20 protein-coding genes are annotated in these 25702 nt (G+C 69.7%); 11 read left to right on the top strand and 9 right to left on the bottom strand.

The window, feature by feature from the left end; translation table 11 throughout:
* Positions 1 to 13 precede the first annotated feature (13 nt).
* The 7 genes from rnpA to K318_RS25910 all read left to right on the top strand — a co-directional run bounded on the left by rnpA (position 14) and on the right by K318_RS25910 (position 5759).
* Complete coding sequence (rnpA, locus tag K318_RS0112575) at positions 14 to 373, top strand: ribonuclease P protein component (protein ID WP_029089738.1); 360 nt, start codon at positions 14 to 16, stop codon at positions 371 to 373.
* Positions 360 to 764 (top strand): membrane protein insertion efficiency factor YidD, encoded by a 405-nt coding sequence (gene yidD / locus K318_RS0112570; RefSeq protein ID WP_029089737.1) that lies wholly within the window; start codon positions 360 to 362, stop codon positions 762 to 764. The genes rnpA and yidD overlap by 14 nt, the downstream gene beginning before the upstream one ends.
* A 50-nt stretch (positions 765 to 814) precedes the next feature.
* A complete protein-coding gene (gene yidC / locus K318_RS0112565) occupies positions 815 to 1816 on the top strand; it encodes a membrane protein insertase YidC (protein WP_029089736.1) in 1002 nt (333 codons plus the stop codon).
* Positions 1817 to 1859: 43 nt separating this feature from the next.
* Positions 1860 to 2462, top strand: coding sequence for a Jag family protein (locus K318_RS0112560; RefSeq protein WP_029089735.1), 603 nt, complete (start codon positions 1860 to 1862; stop codon positions 2460 to 2462).
* Positions 2459 to 3178 (top strand): 16S rRNA (guanine(527)-N(7))-methyltransferase RsmG, encoded by a 720-nt coding sequence (gene rsmG, locus K318_RS0112555; protein ID WP_245579899.1) that lies wholly within the window; start codon positions 2459 to 2461, stop codon positions 3176 to 3178. The genes K318_RS0112560 and rsmG overlap by 4 nt, the downstream gene beginning before the upstream one ends.
* 177 nt (positions 3179 to 3355) lie before the next feature.
* The gene (locus tag K318_RS0112550) at positions 3356 to 4252 is read left to right on the top strand and encodes a ParA family protein (protein WP_029089733.1); all 897 of its coding nucleotides are present in this window, start codon (positions 3356 to 3358) and stop codon (positions 4250 to 4252) included.
* A gap of 637 nt (positions 4253 to 4889) precedes the next feature.
* Complete coding sequence (locus K318_RS25910; protein ID WP_156914000.1) at positions 4890 to 5759, top strand: ParB/RepB/Spo0J family partition protein; 870 nt, start codon at positions 4890 to 4892, stop codon at positions 5757 to 5759.
* A gap of 1185 nt (positions 5760 to 6944) precedes the next feature.
* Here K318_RS25910 and K318_RS21700 read toward each other — a convergent pair.
* From K318_RS21700 to K318_RS0112505, 9 genes are all read right to left on the bottom strand, one after another.
* Positions 6945 to 7658 (bottom strand): MFS transporter, encoded by a 714-nt coding sequence (locus K318_RS21700; RefSeq protein WP_051297968.1) that lies wholly within the window; start codon positions 7656 to 7658, stop codon positions 6945 to 6947.
* Between the two features lie 21 nt (positions 7659 to 7679).
* The gene (locus tag K318_RS23860; protein ID WP_051297967.1) at positions 7680 to 7934 is read right to left on the bottom strand and encodes a hypothetical protein; all 255 of its coding nucleotides are present in this window, start codon (positions 7932 to 7934) and stop codon (positions 7680 to 7682) included.
* 248 nt (positions 7935 to 8182) lie between these two features.
* Entirely contained in the window at positions 8183 to 9331 is a 1149-nt protein-coding gene (locus K318_RS0112535; protein ID WP_029089732.1) for a peptidoglycan-binding protein, read from the bottom strand.
* A 234-nt stretch (positions 9332 to 9565) separates the two neighbouring features.
* A complete protein-coding gene (gene trxA, locus K318_RS0112530; protein ID WP_029089731.1) occupies positions 9566 to 9883 on the bottom strand; it encodes a thioredoxin in 318 nt (105 codons plus the stop codon).
* A 74-nt stretch (positions 9884 to 9957) separates the two neighbouring features.
* Complete coding sequence (gene trxB, locus K318_RS0112525) at positions 9958 to 10965, bottom strand: thioredoxin-disulfide reductase (RefSeq protein ID WP_029089730.1); 1008 nt, start codon at positions 10963 to 10965, stop codon at positions 9958 to 9960.
* A gap of 164 nt (positions 10966 to 11129) precedes the next feature.
* Entirely contained in the window at positions 11130 to 14099 is a 2970-nt protein-coding gene (locus K318_RS23855) for a hypothetical protein (RefSeq protein WP_029089729.1), read from the bottom strand.
* A 191-nt stretch (positions 14100 to 14290) separates the two neighbouring features.
* A complete protein-coding gene (murJ, locus tag K318_RS0112515) occupies positions 14291 to 15925 on the bottom strand; it encodes a murein biosynthesis integral membrane protein MurJ (RefSeq protein ID WP_029089728.1) in 1635 nt (544 codons plus the stop codon).
* Between the two features lie 97 nt (positions 15926 to 16022).
* Entirely contained in the window at positions 16023 to 18884 is a 2862-nt protein-coding gene (locus K318_RS0112510; protein WP_029089727.1) for a DUF6049 family protein, read from the bottom strand.
* An 8-nt stretch (positions 18885 to 18892) separates the two neighbouring features.
* Positions 18893 to 19390 (bottom strand): NUDIX hydrolase, encoded by a 498-nt coding sequence (locus tag K318_RS0112505; protein WP_029089726.1) that lies wholly within the window; start codon positions 19388 to 19390, stop codon positions 18893 to 18895.
* A 338-nt stretch (positions 19391 to 19728) separates the two neighbouring features.
* Between K318_RS0112505 and K318_RS21690 the strand changes: the two genes are divergently transcribed.
* From K318_RS21690 to K318_RS0112485, 4 genes are all read left to right on the top strand, one after another.
* Positions 19729 to 20535, top strand: coding sequence for a HEAT repeat domain-containing protein (locus tag K318_RS21690; RefSeq protein ID WP_245579898.1), 807 nt, complete (start codon positions 19729 to 19731; stop codon positions 20533 to 20535).
* 88 nt (positions 20536 to 20623) lie between these two features.
* Positions 20624 to 21853: a MerR family transcriptional regulator gene (locus K318_RS0112495; protein WP_029089725.1), complete on the top strand. Its 1230-nt coding sequence runs from the start codon at positions 20624 to 20626 to the stop codon at positions 21851 to 21853.
* Positions 21854 to 22096: 243 nt separating this feature from the next.
* Positions 22097 to 23623: a tRNA nucleotidyltransferase/poly(A) polymerase-related protein gene (locus tag K318_RS0112490; RefSeq protein ID WP_035281948.1), complete on the top strand. Its 1527-nt coding sequence runs from the start codon at positions 22097 to 22099 to the stop codon at positions 23621 to 23623.
* 243 nt (positions 23624 to 23866) lie between these two features.
* A complete protein-coding gene (locus K318_RS0112485) occupies positions 23867 to 25693 on the top strand; it encodes an AMP-binding protein (protein ID WP_029089723.1) in 1827 nt (608 codons plus the stop codon).
* Positions 25694 to 25702 lie beyond the last annotated feature (9 nt).

The following is a 25702-nucleotide window of genomic DNA, read 5'->3' as shown; positions in this document are numbered from 1 at the left end:
GGCCTGAGTCCTCGTGCTGCCTCGTGAGAACCGTCTGCGCGATCCCCATGAGTTCCGGACCGCATTCCGGACCGGAGCGAAGGGGACCAGCGGACATGTGATCGCTCACCTGGCGCACACCCGCGAATCCCACGCCCCGCGCGTGGGATTCGTCGTATCCAAGGCGGTCGGCAATGCGGTGACCCGGAACCGGGTCAAGCGGCGGGGACGGGCCTGGGCCGCAGGCCGGCTGGCCGACCTGGAGCCCGGGCAGCTGCTCGTGCTCCGTGCGCTGCCGGCTGCTGCCGAGGCCGACTGGCCTCAGCTGACGCGTTCTCTCGAGAAGGCGCTGCGGCAGGCGCGCAGGCGGCAGGAGGCACGTGCGCAGGGATGAGGACACCGAGTCCTCCCTGCCCGCGTGGCCGGAAGGACGCTGGCCGAAGGTCCTGCACGGGGTGCGGATCCTTCCCCGGATGCCGTTCGTCTGGTTCATGCGGGCCTACCGGATGCTCATCTCGCCTCTGTACGGCGATGTGTGCCGGTACTATCCGAGCTGCTCCAAGTACGCTCTCGACTCGTTCGAGGTGAGGGGCGCGGTCATCGGCTCAGCGATGACCGTGTGGCGCCTGCTGCGCTGCAACCCTCTGTCCTCCGGCGGAGTCGATCATGTGAGAGGTTCCGTCCTGGAGGCCAGGAGCCGGACCATCTGGGCCGCTGCCGGGCCCACGGCGCCCTCCGCGAAAGCGGGCGGTGCGCCGGACAATGGCAGAATGGACAAGCGGTAGCGACAAGAGATGGTCCTGCGGGCGAGGGGCTCCCAGGCCGAGGAGAGTGAATGGGCTTCTTCGACACGATTCTGTACCCCATCCAGTGGGTGGTGGCCTGGATCCTTGCTCTGTTCCATCACCTGTTCACCATGCTGGGCATGTCCGCCGACGGCGGATGGACGTGGGTGCTCTCGATCGTGGGCCTCACCGTGGTGGTGCGCGCAGCCGTCATCCCGCTCTTCGTGCGTCAGATCAAATCGCAGCGCAAGATGCAGATGATCCAGCCCGAGATCCAGCGCCTGCAGAAGAAGTACAAGGGGAAGAAGGACCAGTTCTCCCGCCAGGCGATGGTCGAGGAGCAGCAGGCGCTGTTCAAGAAGCACGGCACCAGCCCCTTCGCCTCGTGCCTGCCCCTGCTCGTGCAGATGCCGATCTTCCTCAGCCTGTTCCGCGTGATCATGAACGTCCCGCAGGTGGCCGAGGGCCACATGGACGCGGTGGGCGGCATGACCCGCGATCTCGCGGTGTCGATGGACCATGCAGTGGTCCTCGGCATCCCGCTCTCGGCCTCGTTCCTCGATCCCGGCGAGGGCGTCAACGTGCTGTGGGTGCGGATCCTCACCGCCATCCTCATCGTCATCATGGCCGGGATGATGTTCCTCACCCAGCGCCACATGATGACGAAGAACATGTCGGAAGCTGCGATGAACAACCCGTTCATGCAGCAGCAGAAGATGATGCTCTACCTCATGCCCGTGGTCTTCGGCATCGGCGGCGTCTACTTCCCGCTCGGCGTGCTCATCTACTGGCTCATCTCGAACGGCTGGACGATGGGGCAGCAGACCGTGATCATCCGCAATATGCCCACACCGGGCTCGCAGGCGGAGAGGGAGCTCATGGAGCGCCGTGCGCGCAAGGGCAAGAGCCCCCTGCCGGGTTCCGATCCCATCGAGATGAAGTCGCAGGGTTCGGAGGACACGAGCACCGAGGGCGGCACGCAGGGCGGTCAGCGCTCTCAGCCGGTCAGCGCCAAGCGCCAGAAGCAGAAGCGCAAGAAGCGCAGGAAGTGACCTCGGCTGTGCAGGCTGCAGCCACCGCCACGAAGGGACGATCATGAGCGACGCCACCACGACACCGGAGTCTCCGGACCTCACCTCTGCTCCGGTGGAGAGCCACACCCAGGCCGCGACCGATGGGCAGGAGTCCGAGGCGAGGGGCAGCGCGGCAGGTGAGGCCAAGCGCAGCCGCACCGAGCTGCTCGAAGAGGAGGGGGACATCGCCGCGGACTATCTCGAGGAGCTGCTCGACATCGCCGATCTCGACGGTGACATCGACATCGACGTGGTCGACGGACGCGCGCAGGTCGCGATTGTCAACGAGGACGGCGGAGAGAACCTGCGCAGGCTCGTGGGACAGGACGGACAGGTCCTCACTGCCCTGCAGGAGCTCACACGCCTCACGGTGCAGGCCCAGACCGGTCAGCGGTCGTGGCTCATGCTCGATGTGGACGGGTACCGGGACCGCCGGAAGGACGATCTCAGGGCCAGGGCGAAGCAGGCGGTCGACACCGTTCTGGAGACGGGGGAGTCCGTGGCGCTGAGTCCCATGAACAGCTTCGAGCGCAAGGTCGTCCACGATGTCGTCGCGAACGCCGGACTGCGTTCGGAGTCCGATGGTGAGGGCGACCGCCGCCACGTCGTCGTCTCTCCGGCATGAGCGGCGCCGAGAGGATGGGCGCAGGCGCTGAGGAGCACCCCGTGGGCTCCGTGAGCGAGGCTGCGGCCAGTGGAGGGCCAGTGTCGCCGGGTGCGCTCGAGGAGGTCCCGGAGTTCGCTCGCAGCCTGTACGGCGACCGCCTGCCGCTCGCGGAGCGGTACGCCCATCACCTGGCGACGACGGGCGTCGAATGGGGTCTGATCGGGCCCCGCGAGGTGCCGCGCATCTGGACCCGCCACATCCTCAACTGCGCGGTCCTCGCCGAACTCCTCGATGAGGGCGATGAGGTGGGCGACATCGGCTCCGGCGCCGGTCTGCCCGGTCTCGCTCTGGCACTCGCGCGACCGGATGTGAGGTTCGTGCTCGTCGAGATCATGGAGCGGCGTGTGGAGTGGCTGCGCATGGTCGTGGCGGATCTGGGCCTTGAGAACGTCCGCATCGTCCGTGCACGCGTCGAGGAGCTCGTCGACGAGGAGATGTTCACCGTCGTCACCGCGCGGGCCGTCAAGAGCCTGTCGACGCTCATCGAATGGACCCGGCCGGTGATCGGTCCCGGTGGTCGCATCCTTGCGATCAAGGGAGCGAAAGGGGCGGAGGAAGCGGAGAAGGCCGCGAAGCTGATCAGGAAGCGGAAGCTCGCAGGTCCCGTCTTCCACACCCTCGGCGGCGATCATCTCGAGGTTCCCACGACGGTCGTGGAGCTTCGCCGATCGTGACAACGATGTGGCATCCGTTCATAAGGGCCACATACATTCGATTACAGTTCCGTTGCCTGGGTGCTGGCGTCCTCCGTTTCACGTGAAACGGAGGACGCCAGCACCCAGGCAACGGTGCGTGCGGACGCGAGTAGAATGAGCGGGTACCCCACATCGAACGAACGCGGAGTGATCCACATGCCAGTGATGGACGAGTCGACTCCGCTCGGCGCGCAGATCGCACGAGACAATCGGCGAGCTGAGCGGCTTGCGTCGACCACCTTCCCGAAACCGTCCGAAACCAGAATTCTGACGGTTGCCAATCAGAAGGGCGGTGTCGGGAAGACCACCACCACAGTGAACGTGGCAGCCTCGCTGGCCTATCACGGGCTCGAGGTTCTGGTGGTGGACATCGACCCTCAGGGGAACGCGAGCACCGCGCTGAGCGTGGAGCATTCCACGGGAGTGGAGGGCATCTACGAGGTCCTCATCGACGACTACGACATCTCGCAGGTTGTCGTGGACGCGCCTGAGTACGAGACGATGAAGTGCGTGCCCGCGACGATCGACCTCGCGGGGGCGGAGATCGAGCTGGTGTCCAAGGTGGCGCGGGAGATGCGACTGCAGCGTGCGCTTGACAAGTACCTGCGTGAGCGCGAGGAGGCAGGGGAGAGGGTCGACTATGTGCTGATCGACTGCCCTCCCAGCCTCGGTCTGCTCACGGTCAATGCCTTCGTCGCCGCACGGGAAGTGCTCATTCCGATCCAGTGCGAGTACTACGCGCTGGAGGGGGTGAGTCAGCTCCTGAAGAACATCCAGCTGATCCAGCAGCACCTGAACCCGGAGCTGTGGATCTCGACGGTGCTTCTCACGATGTATGACGCTCGGACCAGGCTGAGTGCCCAGGTGGCGGAGGAAGTGCGCGCGCATTTCGACCAGCAGGTGCTCAAAACCGTGATTCCCCGCTCGGTGCGCATCTCCGAGGCGCCGAGCTACGGCAAGACGGTCATCACGTATGAGCCGAATTCCTCCGGTGCGCTCTCGTACCGCGAGGCTGCGGAGGAGATCTCAGAAAGAGGAGCGGTCAATGGCTGAGAAGCGGAGGGGGCTGGGACGCGGCCTCGGTTCCCTGATCCCCAATCCGGAGAGCGGGCGGCCCTCCGATGTGTTCTTCTCCCGAGGTGAGCGTGGTGAGGAGGCTGAGAGTGCAGGCAGCCCTCAGACACGGTCCGCCGATCCCGCTGAGGCGATGAGGCGCGCACAGGCGAGCCGCAAGACGACGGGGACGCGCCGGGCACAGGCCTCCAAGCAGGATTCGGCGTCCGCACACGGAGAGGGATCTCAGTCCGCCGGTCTGCGAAATGCAGAGCGCGATGCCTCGGACGACGGGGCTGCGCCGGCTGCGGAAGCGGCTGGCACGGCAAGCGGCAGGAAGACCGAAGTCACCTCCAGCCGGAGCACGCGGAACACCAAGAAGAGCACCGGAAAGGCAACAGGCTCAGCTCGCAGTGCGGACGGAGCAGCGGGCAAAGGCGGGAGGGCCTCTTCTGGCCGCTCCACTGCCGCGAAGGCCGACGGCGGTGGGGAAAGCGCTGCGGAGGTGGGTGCGAACGAGACCACTGCAGGTTCCGCGCCGGCGCGAAGCGGTGCCGCGAGTGCAGCGGTGCTCGCAGCGGCTGACAGCGCCTCGACAGCTTCTCGTGCAGCCGCCGATCCCGCTGACGGAAGAACGGTGGAAGAGAACTCCGAGAGTGATCGTGTTTCACGTGAAACCGATTCGGCGGAGGAGCTCGTCCCTGTCCCCGGCACTACGTTCGGCGAGCTGCCCATCGAGCTGATCCGTCCCAATCCTCGTCAGCCGCGTGAGGTGTTCGATGAGGATGCACTTGAGGAGCTGGTCACCAGCATCCGTGAGATCGGGGTGCTGCAGCCGGTCGTGGTGCGGCGCCGGGGCGACGACCCATCGAAGTATGAGCTCATCATGGGTGAGCGTCGGTTCCGTGCGTCGCAGGAGGCTGGACGGACGACGATCCCCGCAATCGTGCGCGCGACGACGGACGATGATCTGCTGCGGGATGCTCTGCTGGAGAACCTTCACCGTGTCGATCTCAACCCACTTGAGGAGGCTGCCGCCTACGCTCAGCTGCTCGAGGACTTCGCATGCACGCAGGAGGAGCTGTCCGCGCGCATCGGTCGTTCGCGACCTCAGATCTCCAACACGATCAGGCTGCTCCGACTGCCGCCCATGGTTCAGCGTCGGGTGGCCGCCGGCGTGCTGTCGAGCGGTCACGCCCGCGCGATTCTGGGTCTCAGCGATCCCGCGAACATGGAGGTTCTCGCCCAGCGGGTCGTCGCGGAAGGGCTTTCTGTCCGTGCGACTGAGGAAGCCGTCGTCCTCCTCAACAGGGGAGAGAAGCCGGCTGCGTCTCGCGCGGTGAAGGAGAAGGATCCTGCCCTGGATGAACTTGCCCGGAACATCGGCGATCGACTGGAGACCCGAGTGAATGTGACCATGGGCAAGCGGAAGGGAAAGCTGTCCGTCGAGTTCGCGAACCAGGAAGACCTGCAGCGGATTCTCGCTCTGCTGGGTATTTCTCAGTAGGACTCTCGGGGGCCCGTCGCCGGGGAGCAGCCGGCGGGGGCGCTCTCGGATGCGGGCCGGTGCGTGATGATGAATCACGTGCCAGCCCGTTGCTGTGTCGCGCCCGGCTCGAAGGCGGTGCGGAATCTCCGTGTGAAGGCCTTCTTTGTTCCTTGTGCGCGCTTCTGTTTCACGTGAAACAGGAGAGAGCACGGGACTCCGCTGTGTGTGTGGCGTCTCAGTGACGACTTCGCGCAGTGGAGGCCAGCGTCGAAAAGTCCACCATTGGCGCGGTTGAGCAGCGGCTCGACAAGTTCTCAAGCGTTGGGATACACAGAGCGGGGGAGTGCCGTGCAGTCGCAACGACCGCGGTCCACCCCGGCAGACGGAGCAGCTCCCACCGGTAGCGGCGGTGCGTTCGGGGACGTGCGTACGCGGAGCGTCGTGCGGACTGCGGTGGGTACGGTCTGTGCGCGGGGTGGAAAGGTTCCCGACTCGGGTCGCAGAGTGCCGTGGCATGCGGGGACGGACCTCAGATCCGAGAGGGAGGGGCTGCGCGCAATGAGCTGAGAGTGAGGAGGTGAGGTCTGTGGAGGAGTGCTGGATGCTGGATATGTCTGAATGACCGCTGCCGGATATGGGTGAGCTGAAGCCAGAGGCCTGCTCCTGATGGAGGGTGTCGCGCATTCCGGTCGGCTGCTGTGGTGAGAGAAGAGGAACAGACGCACAGTGCCCGCGGCTCTCAATGGAACCGCGCCCTCCACGGCCGCGTCCGTTTCCGGCTCCCGTCTGCCTGATCTGGATGAACGGGGTCGGTGCAGTGTGCACCGGCTCGGGGAGGGTGACGAAGGACAGATACGGTGTGAGTGCACATGATGAGAGCGGATCGCAGTCAGTCGTGATTCGCCCGAGACGGATCAGCCGAGGACGGGTTCCCGGAGAGCGCTCCGCGTACGGGCTCCCGAAGTGCGCTGGAAACGTGTGGCGTCGCAGTGACTGAGGGCATGCTCGTTTCACGTGAAACGTGCCCAGTGAGTGGCAGCAGAGCATCAGGGCCGTGATCGGCGCCCGCTGTCCTGCTCAGCCCACCAGTTCGCCGGCCCGCTTCAGGGCTGAGCCCACTCAGCAGATGACCTATCGTCTTCACGCGCGAAGGCGATCCGCCCATCGTGGGGGCCTCACGCGCCTCGACGAGGATGCGGGTGATCACTGTGGTCCCGAGTGCGAAGGAGACCCTGCCCAGCGGCAATGCAAGGGACCAGACTGCACCCGGGTGTACGGCAGACAGAGTGAACAGGCCCATCCCATGACCAGGGCGGGGCCGCTCATACTGATGAGTCTCGTCCAGTGAGCATCGGCATACCTGCCGGCGAGGATGACTCCGCAGAATGCTGCGGCTCCGAACACTGCCAGCAGGAGAGGCACATGAGCCTCGGCGAGGCCGGCAGGTCCGGTCGCGATGACGGCGAGGTAGGTGAAGGAGCAGGAGGTGGCTGCATTGACGAGAACCGCCGTCGCCATCGCCGGTTGCAGGGGCCTGCGGCGCAGAGCGCGCAGTTCCCGCTTCAATGACCGGTCGAGGGATGTCTGGGACCCGTCGCCGGGCCTCGTCGGCATGGCGATGAGGACGGCGAACAGGGTAGGCAGACAGACAGCAGCGATGATCGCCAGCGTGGCTCTCCAGCTGAGCGCACCACCGATGAATGCACCTGCAGGGACCCCGGCGATCAGTGCCATCGTCGTTCCCGCGAGGATGATGGACAGAGCACGGGCATGACGGTGGGGAGCGACGATGCGGGTGACCGTGGAGAGTGTGACGGCGAGGAAATCGGCGTGGGCCAGCGCCGCGAGCACATGGCTCGCGAGGAGCACGCCGAGATCATCGGTGAGCGCGCCGACGATGTGCACTGCAGTGAACACCGCGAGGAAGTCCGTGAGCGTTCATCGAGGTGAGAGGATGCGGCTGATCACCGCCATAGTGGTCGCGCCGATGATCATGCTGGCAACAAACGCGGGTGTGAGCAGGCTGACGTGCCCGAGTGGGACGCCCAGGTCGTGGGAGATACCGGGGAGCAGGCAGGCCAGAACGAATTCGGACGTTCCCTGAGCGAACATCGCCAGGGCGAGAAGGCGCAGCAGAGCGGGCTTGAGCGGCTTTCCGAAGGGCAGGAGAGAATGGACGGCGAAGGCCGACACCGCCGGGGTGCCTCAGATGCGCGAGGGCTCAGCATGAACTGCTCTCGACAGGAGTGCGAGACTGCGACTGCGAGAGCGCTGATGGCTGTGGGGCTACGAGGTGCAGGCAGCCCCACTGTGTCCGATTCGGAGGAAATCACGCTGCCAGGGCAGCAGAGTCCGTCGACTCCGCAGAAGAGGGCGCCGCCGCCGGGAGGGCGAGAAGGTGCACGCGTGTTTCACATGAAACGGGGCCCACGAGAGCATTGTCAGCGCGGGCGGCCGCCGCGGTCGATGAGATCGCGCAGTGCTGTGAGATCGACAGTCCCTGTCTCCGGGTCGTTGACCTCTGTGAGGTAGAGCCGTTGCAGAGCGACAGAGACGGACTCGGCGAGGGCGTCCCTCACAACAGCCGAATGCAGACGTGCGCGGTCCTCAGCGTTCGTGATGTAGCCGGCGACCACGTGTGCGGTGGGGGTCCGGTATCTCTGCAGAGAGCGCCATGTGCGCGGATGGGTTCCGCAGTCCAGGAACTCGGTGCGGGAGGCGATCTCGCGACTGATGAGCTGGGAGAGCCGTGCGCCGATGGGCGACTGCTCCCCGCTGACCGAGCCGAAGTGGAAGGTCGCGACGCCGCTGGCGGCGGGATTCGGATGGAGATCCTGCGAGATGGTGATGAGGGCCGATCCCTGCGCATCGATGAGATGCTCCGCCTCACGGCTCTGCGCATCGAGCACGAAGGGGGACGCGCCCACAGCCGCAAGGCGTCCTGCGATCCTCCGCGCGATGTCCGCGGAGTACGCGAGCATGGAGTCGCGGTGAGCGGACTGGAGCGCAGGCTCATCGGGCATGGGGAGCTGGGGAGCCGCATCGATGATGAATGTGCGGCCTGAGAGCGATGGCCCCGTCGAGTGGAGGCGGGCGGTCTCGCGGAGTGCGAAGAGGTCGCCGTTGGTCTGTCCGCGCGTCACCGCATCGAGTCCGCGCAGGGTGCGCGGGCCGGCGACGCCGTCGACCTCGAGTCCGAGGTTCTTCTGCAGCTCTCTGACGGCCGCCTCGGTGGTCTCCGCGAAGACCCAGTCGACCCGCCACAGATACAGCCCGAGACGGCCGAGGCGGCGCTGGAGCTCCGCGACGTCGTCACCCGCGAAGGGACGGACCGGATCGAAGCGCAGCACACGGTCGCCGAGACGATGCCGTGCGAGCTCGACCTGCTCCCAGGTCTGCTCCCCGAGCACGCCGTCGGCATAGAGCCCGCGGTCCTGCTGGAAGGAGCGCAGTGCGTACTCGAACCGATGGTCGAACACGGGGCTGTCAGCATCGCCGACCGCATAGCCCAGCCGTCCCAGCTGTGCTTTGACCGCAGGGAGCACGGGATCCTCATCGCCGAGGCGGTAGGTGGCGATATGGCTTGTCATCTGTCTCGTCTCTTCGGGAATGGATACATCGGGAGAAGCTGCGCAGGTGCTGAGCCGAAGCCTTCTCCCGCGCGAGCTCACAGCGGGCCCTCCATGCACCTCAGGCGCCCGTTGATGCTACAACGGGCGCCTGAGAATTGCCGAAGTCCTGCAGGGGACTCTGCGGGTCGGGACGACCCCACCGAGTCGGCCGTGGCCGCATGCACGAGCCGAGACCGACCGGAGGCGGGCGCCTCAGAGGGCGGGTTCGATCTCCTGGAGCAGCGCCGGCTTGGGACGCGCGCCGATGATCTGCTTGACGACCTCGCCGTTCTTGAAGAGGTACATCGCAGGGATCGAGGTGATGCCGTAGGAGCCGGCGGTCTGCATGTTCTCGTCGGTGTTGACCTTGACGACCTTGAGGCGATCGCTGAGCTCCTCGCCGATCTCGTCGACGATGGGCGAGACCATGCGGCAGGGACCGCACCACGGTGCCCAGAAGTCGACCAGGACCGGCTTATCGGATTCGAGGACCTCGGCGGAGAAGGTCGCGTCCGTGACTTCGAGTGACATTGTGCTCTCCTAGCTGTGCTGACGCCGCGGCCGCCCGGGTGGGAGCTGCGGAACTGGATGGTGGGGAACGGTGCTCAGACGGCTGCGCCCGCGGCCACGGTCTCCGCGGCCTGCGCGGACGCGGAGCCGGCCTTCGGCGCCTCGGCGGCTGCCTGGTCGCGGTCTGCGAGATAGTGCTCCGCATCGAGGGCTGCGGAGCAGCCGGAGCCGGCCGATGTGATCGCCTGACGGTAGACGGGATCGATGACATCCCCGGCCGCGAAGACGCCCTCGAAGCTCGTGCGCGAGCTGCGGCCCTCCACGGACAGGTAGCCGTCCTCGCGCAGCTCCAGGGTCTCGGCGAAGAGGGAGGTGCGGGGATCCGAGCCGATCGCCACGAACATGCCCGTCACCGGCAGCTCGCTCCGCTCGCCCGTGGCGGTGTTCCGCAGGGTCAGGCCGGTGAGCGAGCTCTCGCCGTGGATCTCGTCGACCGCGGAGTCGAAGAGGAACTCGATCTTGGGGTCGGCCTTCGCGCGGTCCTGCATGGCCTGGGAGGCGCGCAGCTCCTGCCGGCGGTGCACGACGGTGACCTTGGAGGCGAACCGGCTGAGGAAGGTGGCCTCCTCCAATGCGGAGTCGCCGCCGCCGATCACTGCGATCTCCTGCCCCTTGAAGAAGAAGCCGTCGCAGGTGGCGCACCAGCTGATGCCGTGCCCGGAGAGCTTCTTCTCATTGGGCAGACCCAGCTCGCGGTAGGCGGAGCCGGTGGCGAGGATGAGGGCCTCGGCGGTGTACCGCGCACCCATCGCGGTGACGAGCGTGTGGCCGCCGGCTGCGAAGTCGATCGAGGCGACATCGTCGTACACGACGGAGGCGCCGAAGCGCTCTGCCTGCTTCCGCATGCTGTCCATGAGCTCGGGGCCCTGGACGCCGTCCGGGAAGCCGGGAAAGTTCTCCACGTCCGTGGTGTTCATGAGCTCGCCGCCGGCGGTCACGGAGCCCGCGATCACGACGGGTTCGAGGTTCGCTCGAGCTGCGTAGATGGCCGCGGTGTAGCCCGCCGGGCCGGAGCCGACGATCACGAGGCGGTGGTTGGTCATTTCCCTCCTAGGTCTCAGCAGGCCAACACGGCGCTGAAGGCGAATATTCCTCTGCGGGGGCACGCGGCGCGTGCCCGGGCCGGTGCGGACCCGATGGCCGGCCTGCCCGGCGGCCGCTCGCCGCGGTGGGCCGCTGCGACGGGCAGGATCGGGTCCGGCGGTCATCAGGCGATCTTGACCTGGACGAGCTGTCCGCGGTAGCCCTCACCCGCGGGTGCGAGTTCCGTGTACCAGACGAACACGTACTGCGCGGTCTCCGGCTCCTCGAGCTCGACCGTGGCCGTCCCGCCGTCCAGGGAGGTCTCCGCGACGGTGCGGGCCTCCTCCGGATCGTCCGAATCGCCCACCCGGATCTCGACCTGCGAACCCTGGTCCGGGGAGTCGAGGGTGACGGAGGACACGAGGGACTCCTCCTCGAGCTCGAAGGCGAGTCCCAGTCCGGATTTGAGGCCGCCGAACTCCGCGCTGTTGTAGCGGTCGGTCTGCCACTGGCTGTCATCGTCGCTGAGGACGTTGTCCGTCATATCGGGGTTCTCCGAACCGTCGCCCTCGGGATCGAGGTCCGAGACGGAGGAGACGACCGGTGCGGGCCCTTCGGCCTCGGGCTCCTGGGTCTCCTCGTCAGGGGCCGGGCTCGGTTCCGCGGTGGGGGCGGGGACGGGTGCCGGGCTCTTGTCCCGGTTCATCCCCTGGAATGCGATGAAGCCGAAGACCAGCGCCGCGACGAGCAGGAGGATCCCGATGATCGTCCAGATCGCCGCCGTCCGCCTGCGGCGTCCGTTCCCGCTCGCTCCGGTGCCGCCCGCTGCGCTGATCGCCGATGCGCTGCCTGCCGCAGCTGCGCTGTTCGCCGATGCCGCGCCGCCTGCGGCGGCTGTCGACGCCCCGCGCGTCGGGGCGCCGTCCGCCGAAGACCCGCTCGCCGCCCTCGCGGAAGCTGTGCTCTTCGCTCCTGAGCCCTTCGCTCCTGCGGGCCGCGTGTCTGCGGGCCGCGTGTCCGTCGAGGACCGCGCCGCGATGCTGGTCGCCTTCGTCCGGGAAGCCTCCTTCGCCGGCGCCGGATCCTGCGGCTGCGTGCGGACGGAGCCGGTCCCGCCCTGCGCCGGCTGCTGCGGTCGCGGCCGGCCGGCCGCTCCGCTGCCGCCCGATGTTCCTGCGCCTTCCGCTCCTGCAGAAGGGGCCTCGGAACCTGTCGCTCCGGAGGCGGAGGAATCGGAGGAGGAGACAGCCGCCTCTGCGGGGCCCTGCGGGGCCACCGCGGCGGCAGTGGCCTTCCGGTGGCGCTCCCTGCGCTGTTCGGCCTCGAGCGCCCGCCGCCGCGCCTCCTCGTTCAGCCGGCGCTCGCGCTCGCGCTCGCGTTCGAAGGCCTCGTGCTGCTGCGCGAGCTCCTCCTCGCGGGTGGTGAACATGCCGCCGAGGAACCATGAGCCGTCCGCGTACTCCTCACCCGCGCCGTCGCCCGGTACGCCGTCCGCACCCGCCTCACCGTCGAGGTCCGCCTCCGTCACGACGGGCATCTGCTGGGTCTCGAGGTTCTCGGTGAAGAGCTCCTCGCGGTTCATGATGGGCGCGGTGACGTTGCGGTCCTGTTCCTGAACGGCGAGGTTCGAGTACTCCGCGATGGTGTCCTCGGGCCGCCACTCGTCCGAGTCCGAGGCCGTGATCTGCTCTCCCGAGAGGGGGAAGACGCTGGCCTCCCGCATCTGCATCTGCTCGTCGAGCTTGGTCCGCACGCCGTCCGCGCGTCCTGCCGAATATCCCGAGGTTCCCGGTCGCGACATGCCGATGCGTGCGAACGCGGCCTGGATCTGATCCGGCGAGGCGCGCCGCTTGGGCGGTGCGGCGGGCGGCTCCGGACGCGCGGGTGCGGAGGTGGGGCGCGCGCCGGAGGAGTGCATCCCGGTGCCCGCCTTCGCCGCGCCCGTGTTCGCGGTGGGCTTGGCCCCGACGGCACCGGCTCCTGCCGAGGTGCTTGCCCGGCCCGGTTCCTGGGGCGCGTCAGGCACGCCGGCTCCGGTCGAGGCCCCTGCGGCGATCCCTGCGGTCGGCAGACCGCCGCCTGCCGCCGGGGAGCCGTTCCCCGGCGAGCTCACCTCCGTGCTCTTCCCCTCGCCGCCGGAGCCCTGCGCATCCGCATCGGCACCGGAAGCAGCTCCGGCACCGGCCGTGCGCTCCCGAGCGGCAGCGCCCTCCGGACCGGAGCCGGTCGGGGTCCCCCCGCTGGCGTCTCCGCTTCCGCCCACGGTGCCGTCCGAGCCTGCACCGGCGTCCTCGGCCCCAGGTGCGGTCTCGGGGTCGAAGAGCTGTTCATCGGGCAGCGGTGAACCCTCGAGCTGGGCGAGGCTGCCGCGCCTCCATTCGCGGAGGTAGCGGATGATCTCGCCGGGGGAGCGGGGGCCGGGGTCCGTGCGTGAGGTCACGCCGGTGACGAAGCTCGAGAGGTCCTGCGGCAGGTCCGAGCGGAGCTTCTCGACGTCGACCACGCGCGTGTTCTTGCGCGGTGCCGCGCGCAGACCCGCTCGGGACTCGGGTTTGGGCCACATGCCGGAGAGGCAGGCGTAGAGGATGTCCACGACGGCGAGGGCGTCCTCGCGCAGCGCAGCGGAATCGCTCCGGGGTTCGAGTCCCAGAGCGAGCTCGGAGAGGGCGGCGTCGATCGCGATGCCGTGGACCACGACATCCCCCTCGCGCGTGATGCCCACGGACTCCGGGCCCAGGCAGCGGTGATGGAGGCCGCGGCGCGCGGCGTGGACGAGTACCTCGGAGACCTCACCTGCGATCGCCCGGGTCGGGGCAGGATCGATGGGACCCGAGGCGAGGATCTCCGCGAGCGAGGTCGCCGCGGTGCGCGAGCACACGACATAGATGACCTCGGTGCCGTCCTCGGTAGCGCCCTCGCCCACATCGAGGACATCGGGAACGCGCGGATCGCTGATGAGCGCCAGCCTGCGCCCCGTGTCCATGAGATCGCCGGCGAACTCGGGGTTCGCGGCGTAGAGGATGACGGGATCGTCCAGGATGGCGTCGAGGGCCAGGCACACCACACCGGCTTCCGGACGATCGGCCAGCCAGGGGCGCTCGATGGCGGAGACGACGTACCTGTCTGCGATGACCGCTCCGCGCTCGATCCTCAACTGGTGTCCCTCCTGGTAGCTCTCTGCTCCGTCAGGCGAGAAGAGCCCGTGCGGGATCACACCGCGCACGCAGGCACCCGGAGCAGCCCGGCCAGTCTATAGCGGGGCCCTTGGGGGAAGCTCCGAGACACTGTCACGAAAACACCACGGCTGGGTTTCAGTAGTGCAACAGCCGGCGAGCCGAGCCCGCCTCACCTCCTGAGCCGGCTCCTGAGCGTGTCGGTGATCTGGTGCAGCTCCCTGACCCGGAGGAGCCAGCACAGACCGGCGTAGACCACGAGCATGCCGCCGGCGAGGAGCACGCAGGTGACGAATGCGCGCGGCAGGGAGGAGTACGCCTCCTGCCCGAGGGCGTGCAGCACGAGGAACCCCGAGCACCCGGAGACGACGCCCGCGAGCAGGAACTTCGCATGGGCGATGAGGACGGGACCCAGCCCGAGGGTGCCCAGCCGCCGGCGCAGCAGCACGGCCGACAGCACAGTGGAGACGAGGTATCCGGTGCTCATGGCCAGACCGATGCCCGCCACGATCCACGTCGTCGGCAGGAGCGCTCCGGCGCACAGCACTCCCGCCACCGTGACGAGCGTGGCCGGGACCTGCACCCAGAAGGGCGTCTTCGCGTCCTCGTAGGCGTAGAACACCCGCTGCAGGAGGTAGTTGGCGCTGAAGGGGACCAGGCCGGCCAGCATCGTCACGACGACCGGTGCCAGCGCCTGCGCGTTCGCCATGGAACCGCCGCCGGTGATCACCATGGCCGCGGGCACGGAGAGCACCATGAGTCCGGACATCGCGAAGACGTTGACGAAGCCCACCAGGCGCAGGCCGAGGCCCAGGGAGGTGCGGACGGAGTCCGCGTCCCGGTCCGCCGCGTAGGTGCTCAGCTGCGTGAACAGTGCGGTGGCGAGGGAGACCGCGACGATCGAGTGCGGAAGCATGAAGATGAGGTACGAGGTGGTGTAGGCCGCGTTCGAGGCGCTGGCCTCCGTGCCGTCCGAGGTGGCGGTCGAGGCCACGCGCGAGGTGACGACGAAGGCGAGCTGGCCGATGAGCATCATGGCGAAGGCCCAGCCGGCCACGTGCCCGGCGCGGCCCAGCCCCACCCCGCGGAAGCCGAAGCGCGGGCGCCACATGTAGCCGATCCTCGCCAGGGGCCAGAGGAGGATGAGCGCCTGGCCCATCACGCCCAGGGTCGCGGAGGCGGCGAGGACGGCGATCATCGTGCCGTCCCAGGAGACGATCGGGTGCTCGCCGTTGTCGCCGCGGCCGAACAGCGCGATGAAGGTGGCCAGACCTGCGATGGAGATGACGTTGTTGAGCGCCGGCGCCCACATGTACGGACCGAAGTTCGACTTCGCGTTGAGCACCTGGCCGAGCATGGTGTAGAGGCCGTAGAAGAAGATCTGCGGCAGGCACCAGAAGGCGAAGGCGACCGCGAGCGCCCGCTGGTCATCGCTCCACCTCGGGGAGGAGTAGAGCTGGACGAGCAGGGGGGCGCACAGGGTGGCGAGGAGGGTGATGGCCGCGAGCGCCGTGATCGCGAGCGTGAGCAGTCGGTCGATGAAGTCCTTGCCCCCGTCCGGGCGCTTGGCCGCCCGCACGATCTGCGGGACCAGCACCGCATTGATCACACCGCCGGAGAGCAGCATGTAGAGGGTGTTCGGAATCTTGTTCGCCACATCGAACGCGTCCGCCGTGCCCCCCACGGCGACGCCGATCGCCACGATGAGCAGAGCGGCCTTGACGAAGCCGAGGATGCGGGAGACGAGCGTGCCCGCTGCCATGAGAGCGGAGGACTTGGCGAGGGAGCTCAGCCGGGAGTCGGCCACGTGATTCCTAACATCGGGGGCAGGGGGAGGGCGCTGGGAGCACCGGCGGCTCAATCCTACGGATGTCCGGGCGCTCCCGGGTTCAGCCGACCCGCGCTCAGTCGTCCTGTGCGCGGGCGACCGCGGCGTCGAGCTGGCTCTTCGGGATCGTGGGCCGGCCGCGGCGGATCGTCCTCACGAGGCCGAAGACGAGCACGAGGGCCAGCGCCGAGCCCACCGCGATGGTGGCCGTGTTCTCCCAGTCCGCGCGCACCCGCACCAGCAGGTCCGTCGACTGGGGCATGCGCGTGCCGTCCATGCCGAGCACCCGGACCTGGGCGCGGACGTCCGCGTTCGCGAGACCGCGGACTGGCACGTCGACGCTCCTGGACTCTCCGGGGCCGAGCTCCAGCGGCTCGGACTCCTCCGTGCTCAGCTGCGGCGTGGACGCCTCCACCCGCAGGCGGATGCGCGCCGTGCGGTTCGTCGAGTTCTCCACGTGCACGGGGATGTGCGCCTGCTCCCCGGTGACCAGCAGCACGGAGGAGCCCGGCTCCGGACGCACCCCGCCCGCGAGGGCGGACACCCAGCCCTGGGCACGGGAGGAGCAGTCCGCAGTCTCCTCCGCCGCGGCGCCCGCACCCTCGGTCTGTGCGCGGATCCCCTCGGTGCGGCGGGTGGCCGCGCAGCTGAGCAGAGAGCGCGCCATGTCGCGCCGCGCGCTCCCTGCCTCGACGAACACCGCCGCGGCCTCGCTCCCGCTCCCGTGCGCCTCGCCCAGCTCGGAGAGCAGATCCGCCGCCTGCTGCCCGCCTGCGGCCTCCTCGGGTTCCTCGAGGGAGCCGCGGGCCACGGGCTCGGTGTCACCGAGGTCGGTCAGGGTCTCCGATGACAGCCAGGGTGCGGCGGAGAGCTGTTCGGCGAGTTCCGGCAGCGCGCTGCCGGCCCCCTCGCGGGGGAGGGTGAGGAGCAGATGCCGGGAGTCGAAGGGGCGTTCGGCCGTGATCGCCGCGGAGACCGCGAGCGTCTGCCCGGGGGCCCGAGGGGCGCCGCTCGCCTGTTCGGCCGCAGCACGGCTGAGGCCGGAGTCCGCAATGAGCGTGTCGAGCACGCGGTCGTCCCCGTCCTCACCCGCGGAGGAGCCGCCCACCCGGAGCTGAGGATCGCCGTCAGTGCCCATCGTGGAGTGGGCCGAGGAGGTGTAGGTGGTGATCGAGGGGCGCTGGTCGTCGGCGAGGACGATCGTGCCGGCGCCGCGGTCCGCGAGTGCGGCGAGGTCCTCGTCCCGCACGGTGCCTGCGGCCGGCCACACGATGTCGGTGCGCACGCTGTCCGCGAGCGGCCCGGTGAACCCGCGCTCGGCATCGGCACGTCCCAGGAGTCCGGTCAGCCCCTCGGCGCGGAGGGAAGCGGGATCATCGGGATTCTCGGGTTCCGCGGAGTCCTCTGCCGCTGCGGCGGCCAGGCGCAGCGCCGTCATGTCCGCATCCGCCCAGGGCAGGGGGACCACCTCGCGGTCCGCGGCGAGCCGGGTGAACTCCGCGTACCACTCGGCGAGGCGGGGCAGGCGCTCGGCGGCCGCCTCGGGGTCCGCGGTGCTGCCGTCCGGGGCTTCCGCGTCCGCGCCCTCCTGCTCCGTGCCGTTCCCGCCTTCGGAGCCCTCCTGCTCCGTGCCGTCCTCCTCCTGCGGCCCGAGGGTGCCCTCCGGGGGCGCGCTCGAATCCGGTGAGATGGCCTCCCCGGGAGCCGTGGCGTCCTCGGTGCCCGATGTGCCCCCGGCGGCCTCCGCGCCGGGGTCCTGGCCTGCGGAGGCGGGGTCCGAGGCGTTCTCCCCGGCGCTGCCGCCTTCGGCCGAGCCCCCTTCCGCCTCCTCGCCGGTGCTCTCCCCGTTCGCGGCACCGGAGGCCGCCGCGGGGTCCGCGGGCTCCTCGGCCGGCAGCTCCAGTGCCGCGCGGACGGAGGCGAGCAGGCGGGGATCGACGGCGAGAGCCGCGTCGTCCAGCGTGTTCGCGGCGGTGAGCGTGCGGTCGAGCGCACCGGCATGGGCGCCGTGGGCGCTCGGGTCCGCGGCGCGTTCGAGGACCTCGGGTTCGACGAGGGGCCCGCCGTCCGCGGCCGGCGCATCGAGGGTGACCGGCAGGAGCGCGGAGAGCACTGTGGGATCCACCCCCGGATCGGGGTGCCACACGGTGAAGGCCGGAGCCGAGAGCTGGACGGCGGTGGGCTGTGCGGAGGGGCTTCCGGCGGGGTTCTCCTCCGGACTGTCCGTCGCCTCGTCCTGTGCGCCGGATGCTCCGTCCTGCGCGGCCGGAGCGGATGCGGTGGTGCCCGCGAGCGAGACGACGAGCCCGAGGGCGCCCCAGGCCTCGACGGGGGAGCCCGCCGGACGCAGGGTCTCGGCCGGCACGGTGAAGGAGAACTCGGCGCTCTCCCCCGGCGCCAGGGAGGCGGGGAGATCGGGGACCTCGAGCGCGGTGTCCGCGTCCTCGTCCCCCTCCGCCGAGGCGTCGCCGTCCGGAGCTCCGCCGTCACTCGTCTCGTCCTCGGACGTGGCGAGGAGGAGCGCGGACGGCTGTGCATCCACCCAGTCGGAGATCTCCGTGCGCGAAGCCAGCCGCGAGGACGAACGGGAGAGCGCGAGCACGCTGGGGGAGAGGGTGTCGCTGCTGCCGTTGACGATCCTGCCGGTCACCTCGAGTGCACCGTCCGCCTCCACCCAGGGGGAGACGGAGTCGACGGCGATCCGGGCGACGGCCGGGGCCTCGGCGGCATCGGAGGTACCGGAGGGGCCGGGCTGAGAGGCTGCCTGGGCTGCGTCGGCTTCGGGGAGCGCCGGCGGGGTGCTGTGGACAGCGGCGGCACCCGGCGCAGAGAGGGTGAGGGAACCCGCCGCCAGCACGAGTGCGGCCAGCCCCGCGCGCAGGCGGGCGGCGAGGCCTGTCCTGCGGCGCGGTGCGCGCGGCGGTGCGGGGGCTGTCACAGCGGGGCTCAGCGGAATTCGGACGGCAGGGACGGGATGAGCGAACGGGCGGCGGCGGCGATGCGCCGTTCGTTGGCGAAGGACAGGGTCTCGCCCAGCCGGTCGAGGGGGAACCACGCGGCGTCCACGGCCTCCTGGTCGGGATCGTTCTCCACGGTGATGGTGCCGCCGGTGGCGCGCAGGAGGAAGTGGTGGACGACCTTGTGGATGCGGTTGCCGGAGACGGAGAACCAGTAGTCCACGCTGCCCAGCGGAGCGATCACGCTGCCGGACACTCCGGTCTCCTCCTCGATCTCGCGGCGGGCGGCCTCGGCGGCGGTCTCATCGCCTTCGAGGTGGCCCTTGGGCAGGCACCACTCCAGGCGGCCCGCGCGATTGATCCGTGCGATGATCGCGACCCTGAGATCGTGCGAGTCGAAGTCGACGACGATGCCCCCTGCGGAGGTCTCCTCCGTGGTGGAGGTGCGCACGGGGAAGGGCCCCGGCTTGGGCATGGGTCGCGACATGTCTCCACTCTATCCAAGCGGTCTCGGAGTTCCCCGGATGTGCGCACTCCCCGGATGTGCATGCGATGCAGGGTGAGGTTCGGTGCCGGTTTCCCACCCTTTGCGCCGCTGTTCGCTCCGTTGTGCGGGGGTCCTCGGGGCTTCCCACCCCTTATGCCGCTGTCCGCTCCGGCATACGGGTGTGTGTGGCGGCATTTGGGGTGGGGGAATGTGCGGGAACGGGTCATCGCCTGCCGTAGCGCTTGTGCGCAGCCTGCTTGGAGATGTCGAGGGCACTGGCGAGGCGGTTGACCCTCACACGGTGTGAGGGTCGAGTGTGGCCGCAGGAGGTGGTCGTCGTGGAGCGAAGGACCGAGGACCGGCAGACGGCGGAGCGAGTGGCTGAGGACGCAGGTCGGCACGAGCAGGTCGGGGAGCAGGACGAGGTGGCCCAGCGTCGCGGACGGCTGGAGTCGGCGCTGAGCGCGGGCAGCGCCTCGGCACGTCTGCGGGCGGCACTGCAGGCAGGCACCGCGCCGGAGCCCGGTGACGCGGAGGTGCTGGTGCGCCGCTGCGGGGAGGAGCCGGACTTCTTCGTCCGGGACATGCTCACGTGGTCGCTCACCCGCCATCCCGTCGAGGCCGTGGTGCCGCTGCTCCTCGCAGAGCTGGGCTCCGCCGTGGCCCAGGCCCGGAGCCAGGCGCTGCACACCCTGTCGAAGATCGGCGATCCGCGGGCATGGCGGGCGCTCACGGCGGCGCTGCTCACGGATGCCGATGACGAGGTGGCCCGCGCGGCATGGCGGACTGCGGTCGCTCTCGCGCCGGCGTCCGAGCGGCCGCAGCTCGCCGAGGTGCTGGCCGGCCAGCTCGGCCGCGGCGACCAGGACGTGCAGCGGAGCCTGAGCCGTGCGCTCGTGGAGCTGGGCGGGGCCGCGGAGGCGGCGGTGCGCAGGGCGGCGGAGACCGGTGCGGTGCGCGGATCGGCGGGGGTGGTCCCCCAGGCACAGGACAGGGACCGTGTGCGCACCCATGCGCTCGCCACCGAGGCGCTGCGCAGGGATCCCGAGCTCGACTTCGCCGCCGCGGTCGAGGAGGCCAAGCGCGTCTCCGTCATGGGCGTGCGGACGAGTGCGGCCGGGATGGAGGACGGGGACCCGGAATGAGGGCTTCTCCGGACTGCCGCAGCCGCGCGATCATGAGGGTGGGCGCGCAGGGATCGGCGGTGTCCGGGCCCGGGGAGGAGAGCGTCGGATGAGAATTGGTGAGGTGTCCGCGCGGACGGGCGTGAGCGTGCGCATGCTGCGCCACTACGACTCACTGGGCCTCGTGTGCCCGGAGGCGCGGACCGAGTCGGGGTACCGGGAGTACTCGCCTGCCGATCTGCGCCGGATCCTGCACGTCGAGGCCCTGCGCGCACTCGGTCTGAGCCTGGCCGAGGTCGCAGATGCGCTCGATGACCCCTCCTGTGCCCCGCGTGCGGTGCTGGCAGACCTCATGCGGCGCACCCGTGAGCGCATCGCGGCGGAGGAGGAGCTCCTGACCCGGTTGCACGGCATCGCCGCGACGGGCCCCGTCGGCTGGGACGACGTCCTCGACACCATCGGCCTGCTCACCGCCCTGCAGTCGAACCGCCCTCTGGACCGTCACCGCGCCGCGCTGGCCGCCGGTGCGGGAGCGTCGGCCGGTGGCGGTGCTGGTGCAGGTGTCAGTGCTGGTGGCGATGCCAGTGGTGATCATGGGGTCGGAACCGCTGGTGAGGATGTTCCCGACGCCGCCGCGGAGAGAGACGCCGGCACCTCCGATGAGGGGTCCGGAGACGCCATCGCAGCCAGCACTGCAGGCGGGGCCGCAGACGGCACAGCCGCATGCGCCGGTGCCGCTGGAGGCCCGGCGCTGTCCGGGCAGCAGCTCGTGCGCGCCCTCCTGCACGAGGAGGAGACGAATGTGGCCGGTGCCCTGCGGTGGGCGCTCCGGCGGACCGGGCACGACGCCTCAGAGCTGCGGGCCGCGCTCGGATCCGCGCGGCCGGAGGTGCGGCGCAGGGCCGTGGAAGCGCTCGCAGACATGGAGGGGGAGGCGGCCGGGGACGCGCTCCTCTGCGCGCTGGACGCCGAGGACGGGGCGATCCGCACCTCGGCGGCTCTGGCGCTCGCCGCCCGGGGCCGTGCCGAGGGCGTGCCCGGGCTCCTCTCCGCCGTGATCGGAGGCGACCGCGATGTCGAGGCCGCCGAGGCGCTCGGCCGGCTCTCACGCCTCTCCGCGAAGACCGGCGCGCACACGGTGACTCAGCTGTGCGAGGCCCTCGCACGACTCGACCGCAGTGGCTCGGAGTCAGCGGCGCGGCTGCGCGTGGTGCAGGCGCTGGGCGAGCTTCCGCAGCAGGCGGTCACCGGACTCCTCGAGGGCATCGCGGCAGGTCCCGAGCCCGCCGAGGCCCGGATCGCGCACTACCTGCTCTCGATGCACGATCCCCGCACATAGCTCCGCCCCTGTGGATTCCGCGACTTCCCACCCCTCGTGCCGCTGGCCGTCCCGACGTTTATGGGCGTGTGGCGGCACAAGGGGTGGGAAACATGTCGAGGGCGGAAGGCGCGGGGCGGGAAGCACGGGGGCGGGTAAAGTTGGGCGCGCTCGCGGGCGGTGTGACAGGCCCGGGAGCGGACGCACGTACGAGGCAGACAGAAGCGAGGTGGCTGCGTGTTCGCAGCAGAGGCGCACGTGACGATGGCGGATGCGCTGGACGGGCTGTCCGGCATCCTCGATCCGCTGGGCGAGATGTTCGCCTCCGCGGGCTTCGAGCTCGCCCTCGTGGGCGGTTCCGTCCGTGACGCCCTGCTCGGCCGGGACATGCCGGATCTCGACTTCACCACGGATGCCCGCCCGGACGACATCCTCTCCCTCATCAAGCCGTGGGCGGATGCGCACTGGGACATCGGGAAGAAGTTCGGCACGATCGGCCTGCGCAAGCGCGGATACCTCATCGAGATCACGACCTACCGCGCCGAGCAGTACGATCCGGACTCGCGCAAGCCGGTCGTGGCCTTCGGCGATTCCCTCGATGAGGACCTCGTGCGCCGGGACTTCACGATCGGAGCGATGGCCGTCCGCTTGCCCGGCCGCGTGTTCGTCGATCCGCACGGCGGTCTGGCCGATCTCGAGGCGGGGGTCATCCGCACCCCCGGCACGCCCGAGTCCTCCTTCTCCGATGATCCCCTGCGCATGATGCGCGCGGCGCGGTTCTCCTCGCAGCTCGGCTTCGAGGTGGCTGAGGAGGTGCGTGCGGCGATGACGGCGATGTTCGGCCGCATCGAGATCATCTCCGCCGAACGGGTGCGGGAGGAGCTCACCAAGCTGGTCTGCGGCATCCGCCCGCGGAGGGGGATCGAGCTGCTCGTGGACACCGGCATCGCCGATGTCGTGCTGCCGGAGTTCGCGGCCCTGCGCGATCAGCAGGACGAGCACCAGCGGCACAAGGACGTCTACGAGCACTCCCTGACGGTGCTGGACCAGGCCGTCGAGCTCGAGGCCGTGTACGCCCGCCGCGAAGCCGAGGCGACCGAGGCGGCGGCTGCGGAGGATGCGGCCGGGCAGGCCTCGGCCGAGGCGGGCGAGGACCGGCCTGCCGCCGCTGTCGAGCAGACCCCGGCCGCGCCCTCCTTCCCGCTGACGTCGCCGGACTTCGTGGTGCGGTTCGCCGCCCTCATGCACGATGTCGGCAAGCCGCGGACGCGGAGGTTCGAGCCGAACGGGGCGGTGACCTTCTACCACCACGATGTGGTCGGGGCGAAGCTGACCGCCAAGCGGATGAAGGCCCTCACCTTCGACAAGGACACGACGAAGAAGGTCGCGCGCCTCGTGGAGCTGCATCTGCGGTTCTACGGCTACGGGGATGCGGGCTGGACGGATTCGGCGGTGCGCCGGTACGTCACGGACGCCGGTGATCTGCTCTCGCGCCTGCACATCCTCACGCGCTCGGATGTGACCACCCGCAATCAGCGCAAGGCCAAGCGCCTGGCCAGGAACTACGACGATCTCGAGCGTCGGATCGCGGAACTGGAGGAGAAGGAGCGCCTCGACTCGATCCGGCCGGAGCTCGACGGGGAGCAGATCATGGCGCTGCTGGGGATCGCGCCGGGACCTGCGGTCGGGAAGGCATACAGGTTCCTCCTCGAGCTGCGGATGGAGGAGGGGGTGCTGGGTGCGGAGGAGGCCGAGCGCCGCCTCCGCGACTGGTACGCGCAGCAGGCCTGAGCCCCGCACCTCGCCCCTGCGCGTGCGCGGGAGCAATCGGCTCTCGCCCGCCATCTCGACATGGACGTGCGCGTCCTCTGCGCGGGGGGGGGGGGCAGTGTGAATTCCCAGCTGAGCGGGCCGCACTCCCCGCCTTCGCTCAGGCCCGCGCAACGTACGTGAAACCTCCTGCTGATAGGTTTGTGGGCGGATTTCCGCGCGGGAAGCGCGATGCACGGGCCTCTGATTCGAAGGAGAACATTCATGGCCAGCACTGGGACCTCGACGGATTCCGCCGTCACGGAGCAGTTCCGCGCCGCCCGCGATGTGCTGCTGCGCAACCGCCTGGACGTGGAGAGGGCGCGGGAGGAATTCAGCTGGCCGCGCTTCGAGGAGTTCAACTTCGCACTCGACTGGTTCGACCGGATCGCACTGGGCAACGATGCTCCCGCTCTCTGGATCGTGGAGGCCGAGGGCACGGAGGGCAGATGGTCCTACGATGAGCTCCGCCGCCGCTCCAACCAGGTCGCGAACCTGCTGCGGTCCGCCGGTGTGGAGCGAGGCAGCCGTGTCATGGTCATGCTCGGCAATCAGGTGGAGCTGTGGGAGACGATGCTCGCCGGCATCAAGCTCGGCGCCGTCCTCCTGCCCACCACGACGCAGCTGGGGCCCCTCGACCTCGAGGACCGCGCCGTGCGCGGTGAGGCGGATGTCGTGGTGGCCTCGGCCGCCGATGCCGCGAAGTTCGACGAGGTGAGCCGCCCCGTGTCCCGCATCGTCGTGGGCGGGGGAGCGCCCGAGGCCGGGGCTGGCACCGCAGCGGCCCCCGGCACGGCGCGCACCGCCTCGGGCGCGGAGGTCTCCGTGGTGGACTACGCCCATGCCTCCGCGGAATCTGAGGACTTCGCCCCGGACGGGCCCACGAAGGCCGATGACCTGCTGCTCCTCTACTTCACCTCGGGCACCACCTCGAAGGCGAAGATGGTCGCGCACACGCACGTGTCCTACCCCGTGGGCCACATGTCCACGATGTACTGGATGGGTCTGGAGCCGGGCGATGTGCACCTCAACATCGCCTCGCCGGGCTGGGCGAAGCACGCGTGGTCGAACATCTTCACGCCCTGGATCGCGGAGGCGTGCGTGTTCCTCTACAACTACGCGCGGTTCGATGCGAAGGCGCTCATGGACACGATGGACCGCGTGGGCGTGGCGAGCTTCTGCGCGCCGCCCACCGTGTGGCGCATGCTCATCCAGGCCGACCTCGGGCGCCTGCAGAACCCGCCGGCCAAGGCGCTGGGCGCGGGCGAGCCGCTCAACCCGGAGGTCATCGCGATCGTGGAGCGGGAATGGGGCGTGACGATCCGCGACGGCTTCGGGCAGACGGAGACGACCCTGCAGATCGGCAATCCCCCTGGCCTGAAGGGGAAGCCCGGCGCGATGGGCGTGGCGATGCCCGGCTACGAGCCCGTGCTCATCGACCCCGCCACCGGCGAGGAGACCGTCGAGGGCGAGATCTGCCTCAGGGTCGATCCGCGCCCCGTGGGGCTGACGCTGGGCTACTGGGGGGACGAGGCGCGCACCGCCGATGCCTTCGCGCACGGCGTCTACCACACCGGGGATGTCGCGACCCGCGACGAGGACGGCGTCTTCACCTATGTGGGCCGCGCCGATGACGTCTTCAAGGCCAGTGACTACCGGCTCTCGCCGTTCGAGCTCGAGAGCGTGCTCATCGAACACGAGGCCGTCGCCGAGGCCGCGGTCGTCCCCTCGCCGGACCCCGTGCGGCTGGCCGTGCCCAAGGCCTATGTGGTGCTGCGCGGGGGCTTCGAGCCCACTGCCGAGACGGCCGAGGACATCCTCCGCTTCTGCCGTGAGAACCTGGCGCCGTACAAGCGCATCCGCCGCCTCGAGTTCACGGACCTGCCCAAGACCATCTCCGGCAAGATCCGCCGGGTGGAGCTGCGCGCCCGCGAACGCGAGCTGCACGAGGGCGAGCCGATGCCGGCCTCCAAGGCGGCCTCGGGCGAGGCAGTTCCCGTCGCCGAGGCGCAGGAGTGGGCCGATACGGACTTCCCCTCGCTGCGGGGCTGAGGCGGGCTG

Origin of the sequence: Brevibacterium album DSM 18261 (assembly GCF_000426445.1) — a bacterium.
Classification (GTDB): domain Bacteria; phylum Actinomycetota; class Actinomycetes; order Actinomycetales; family Brevibacteriaceae; genus Brevibacterium; species Brevibacterium album.
The sequence above is the reverse complement of the archived record's forward strand: the minus strand, read 5'-3'. Positions and strand labels throughout refer to the sequence as shown.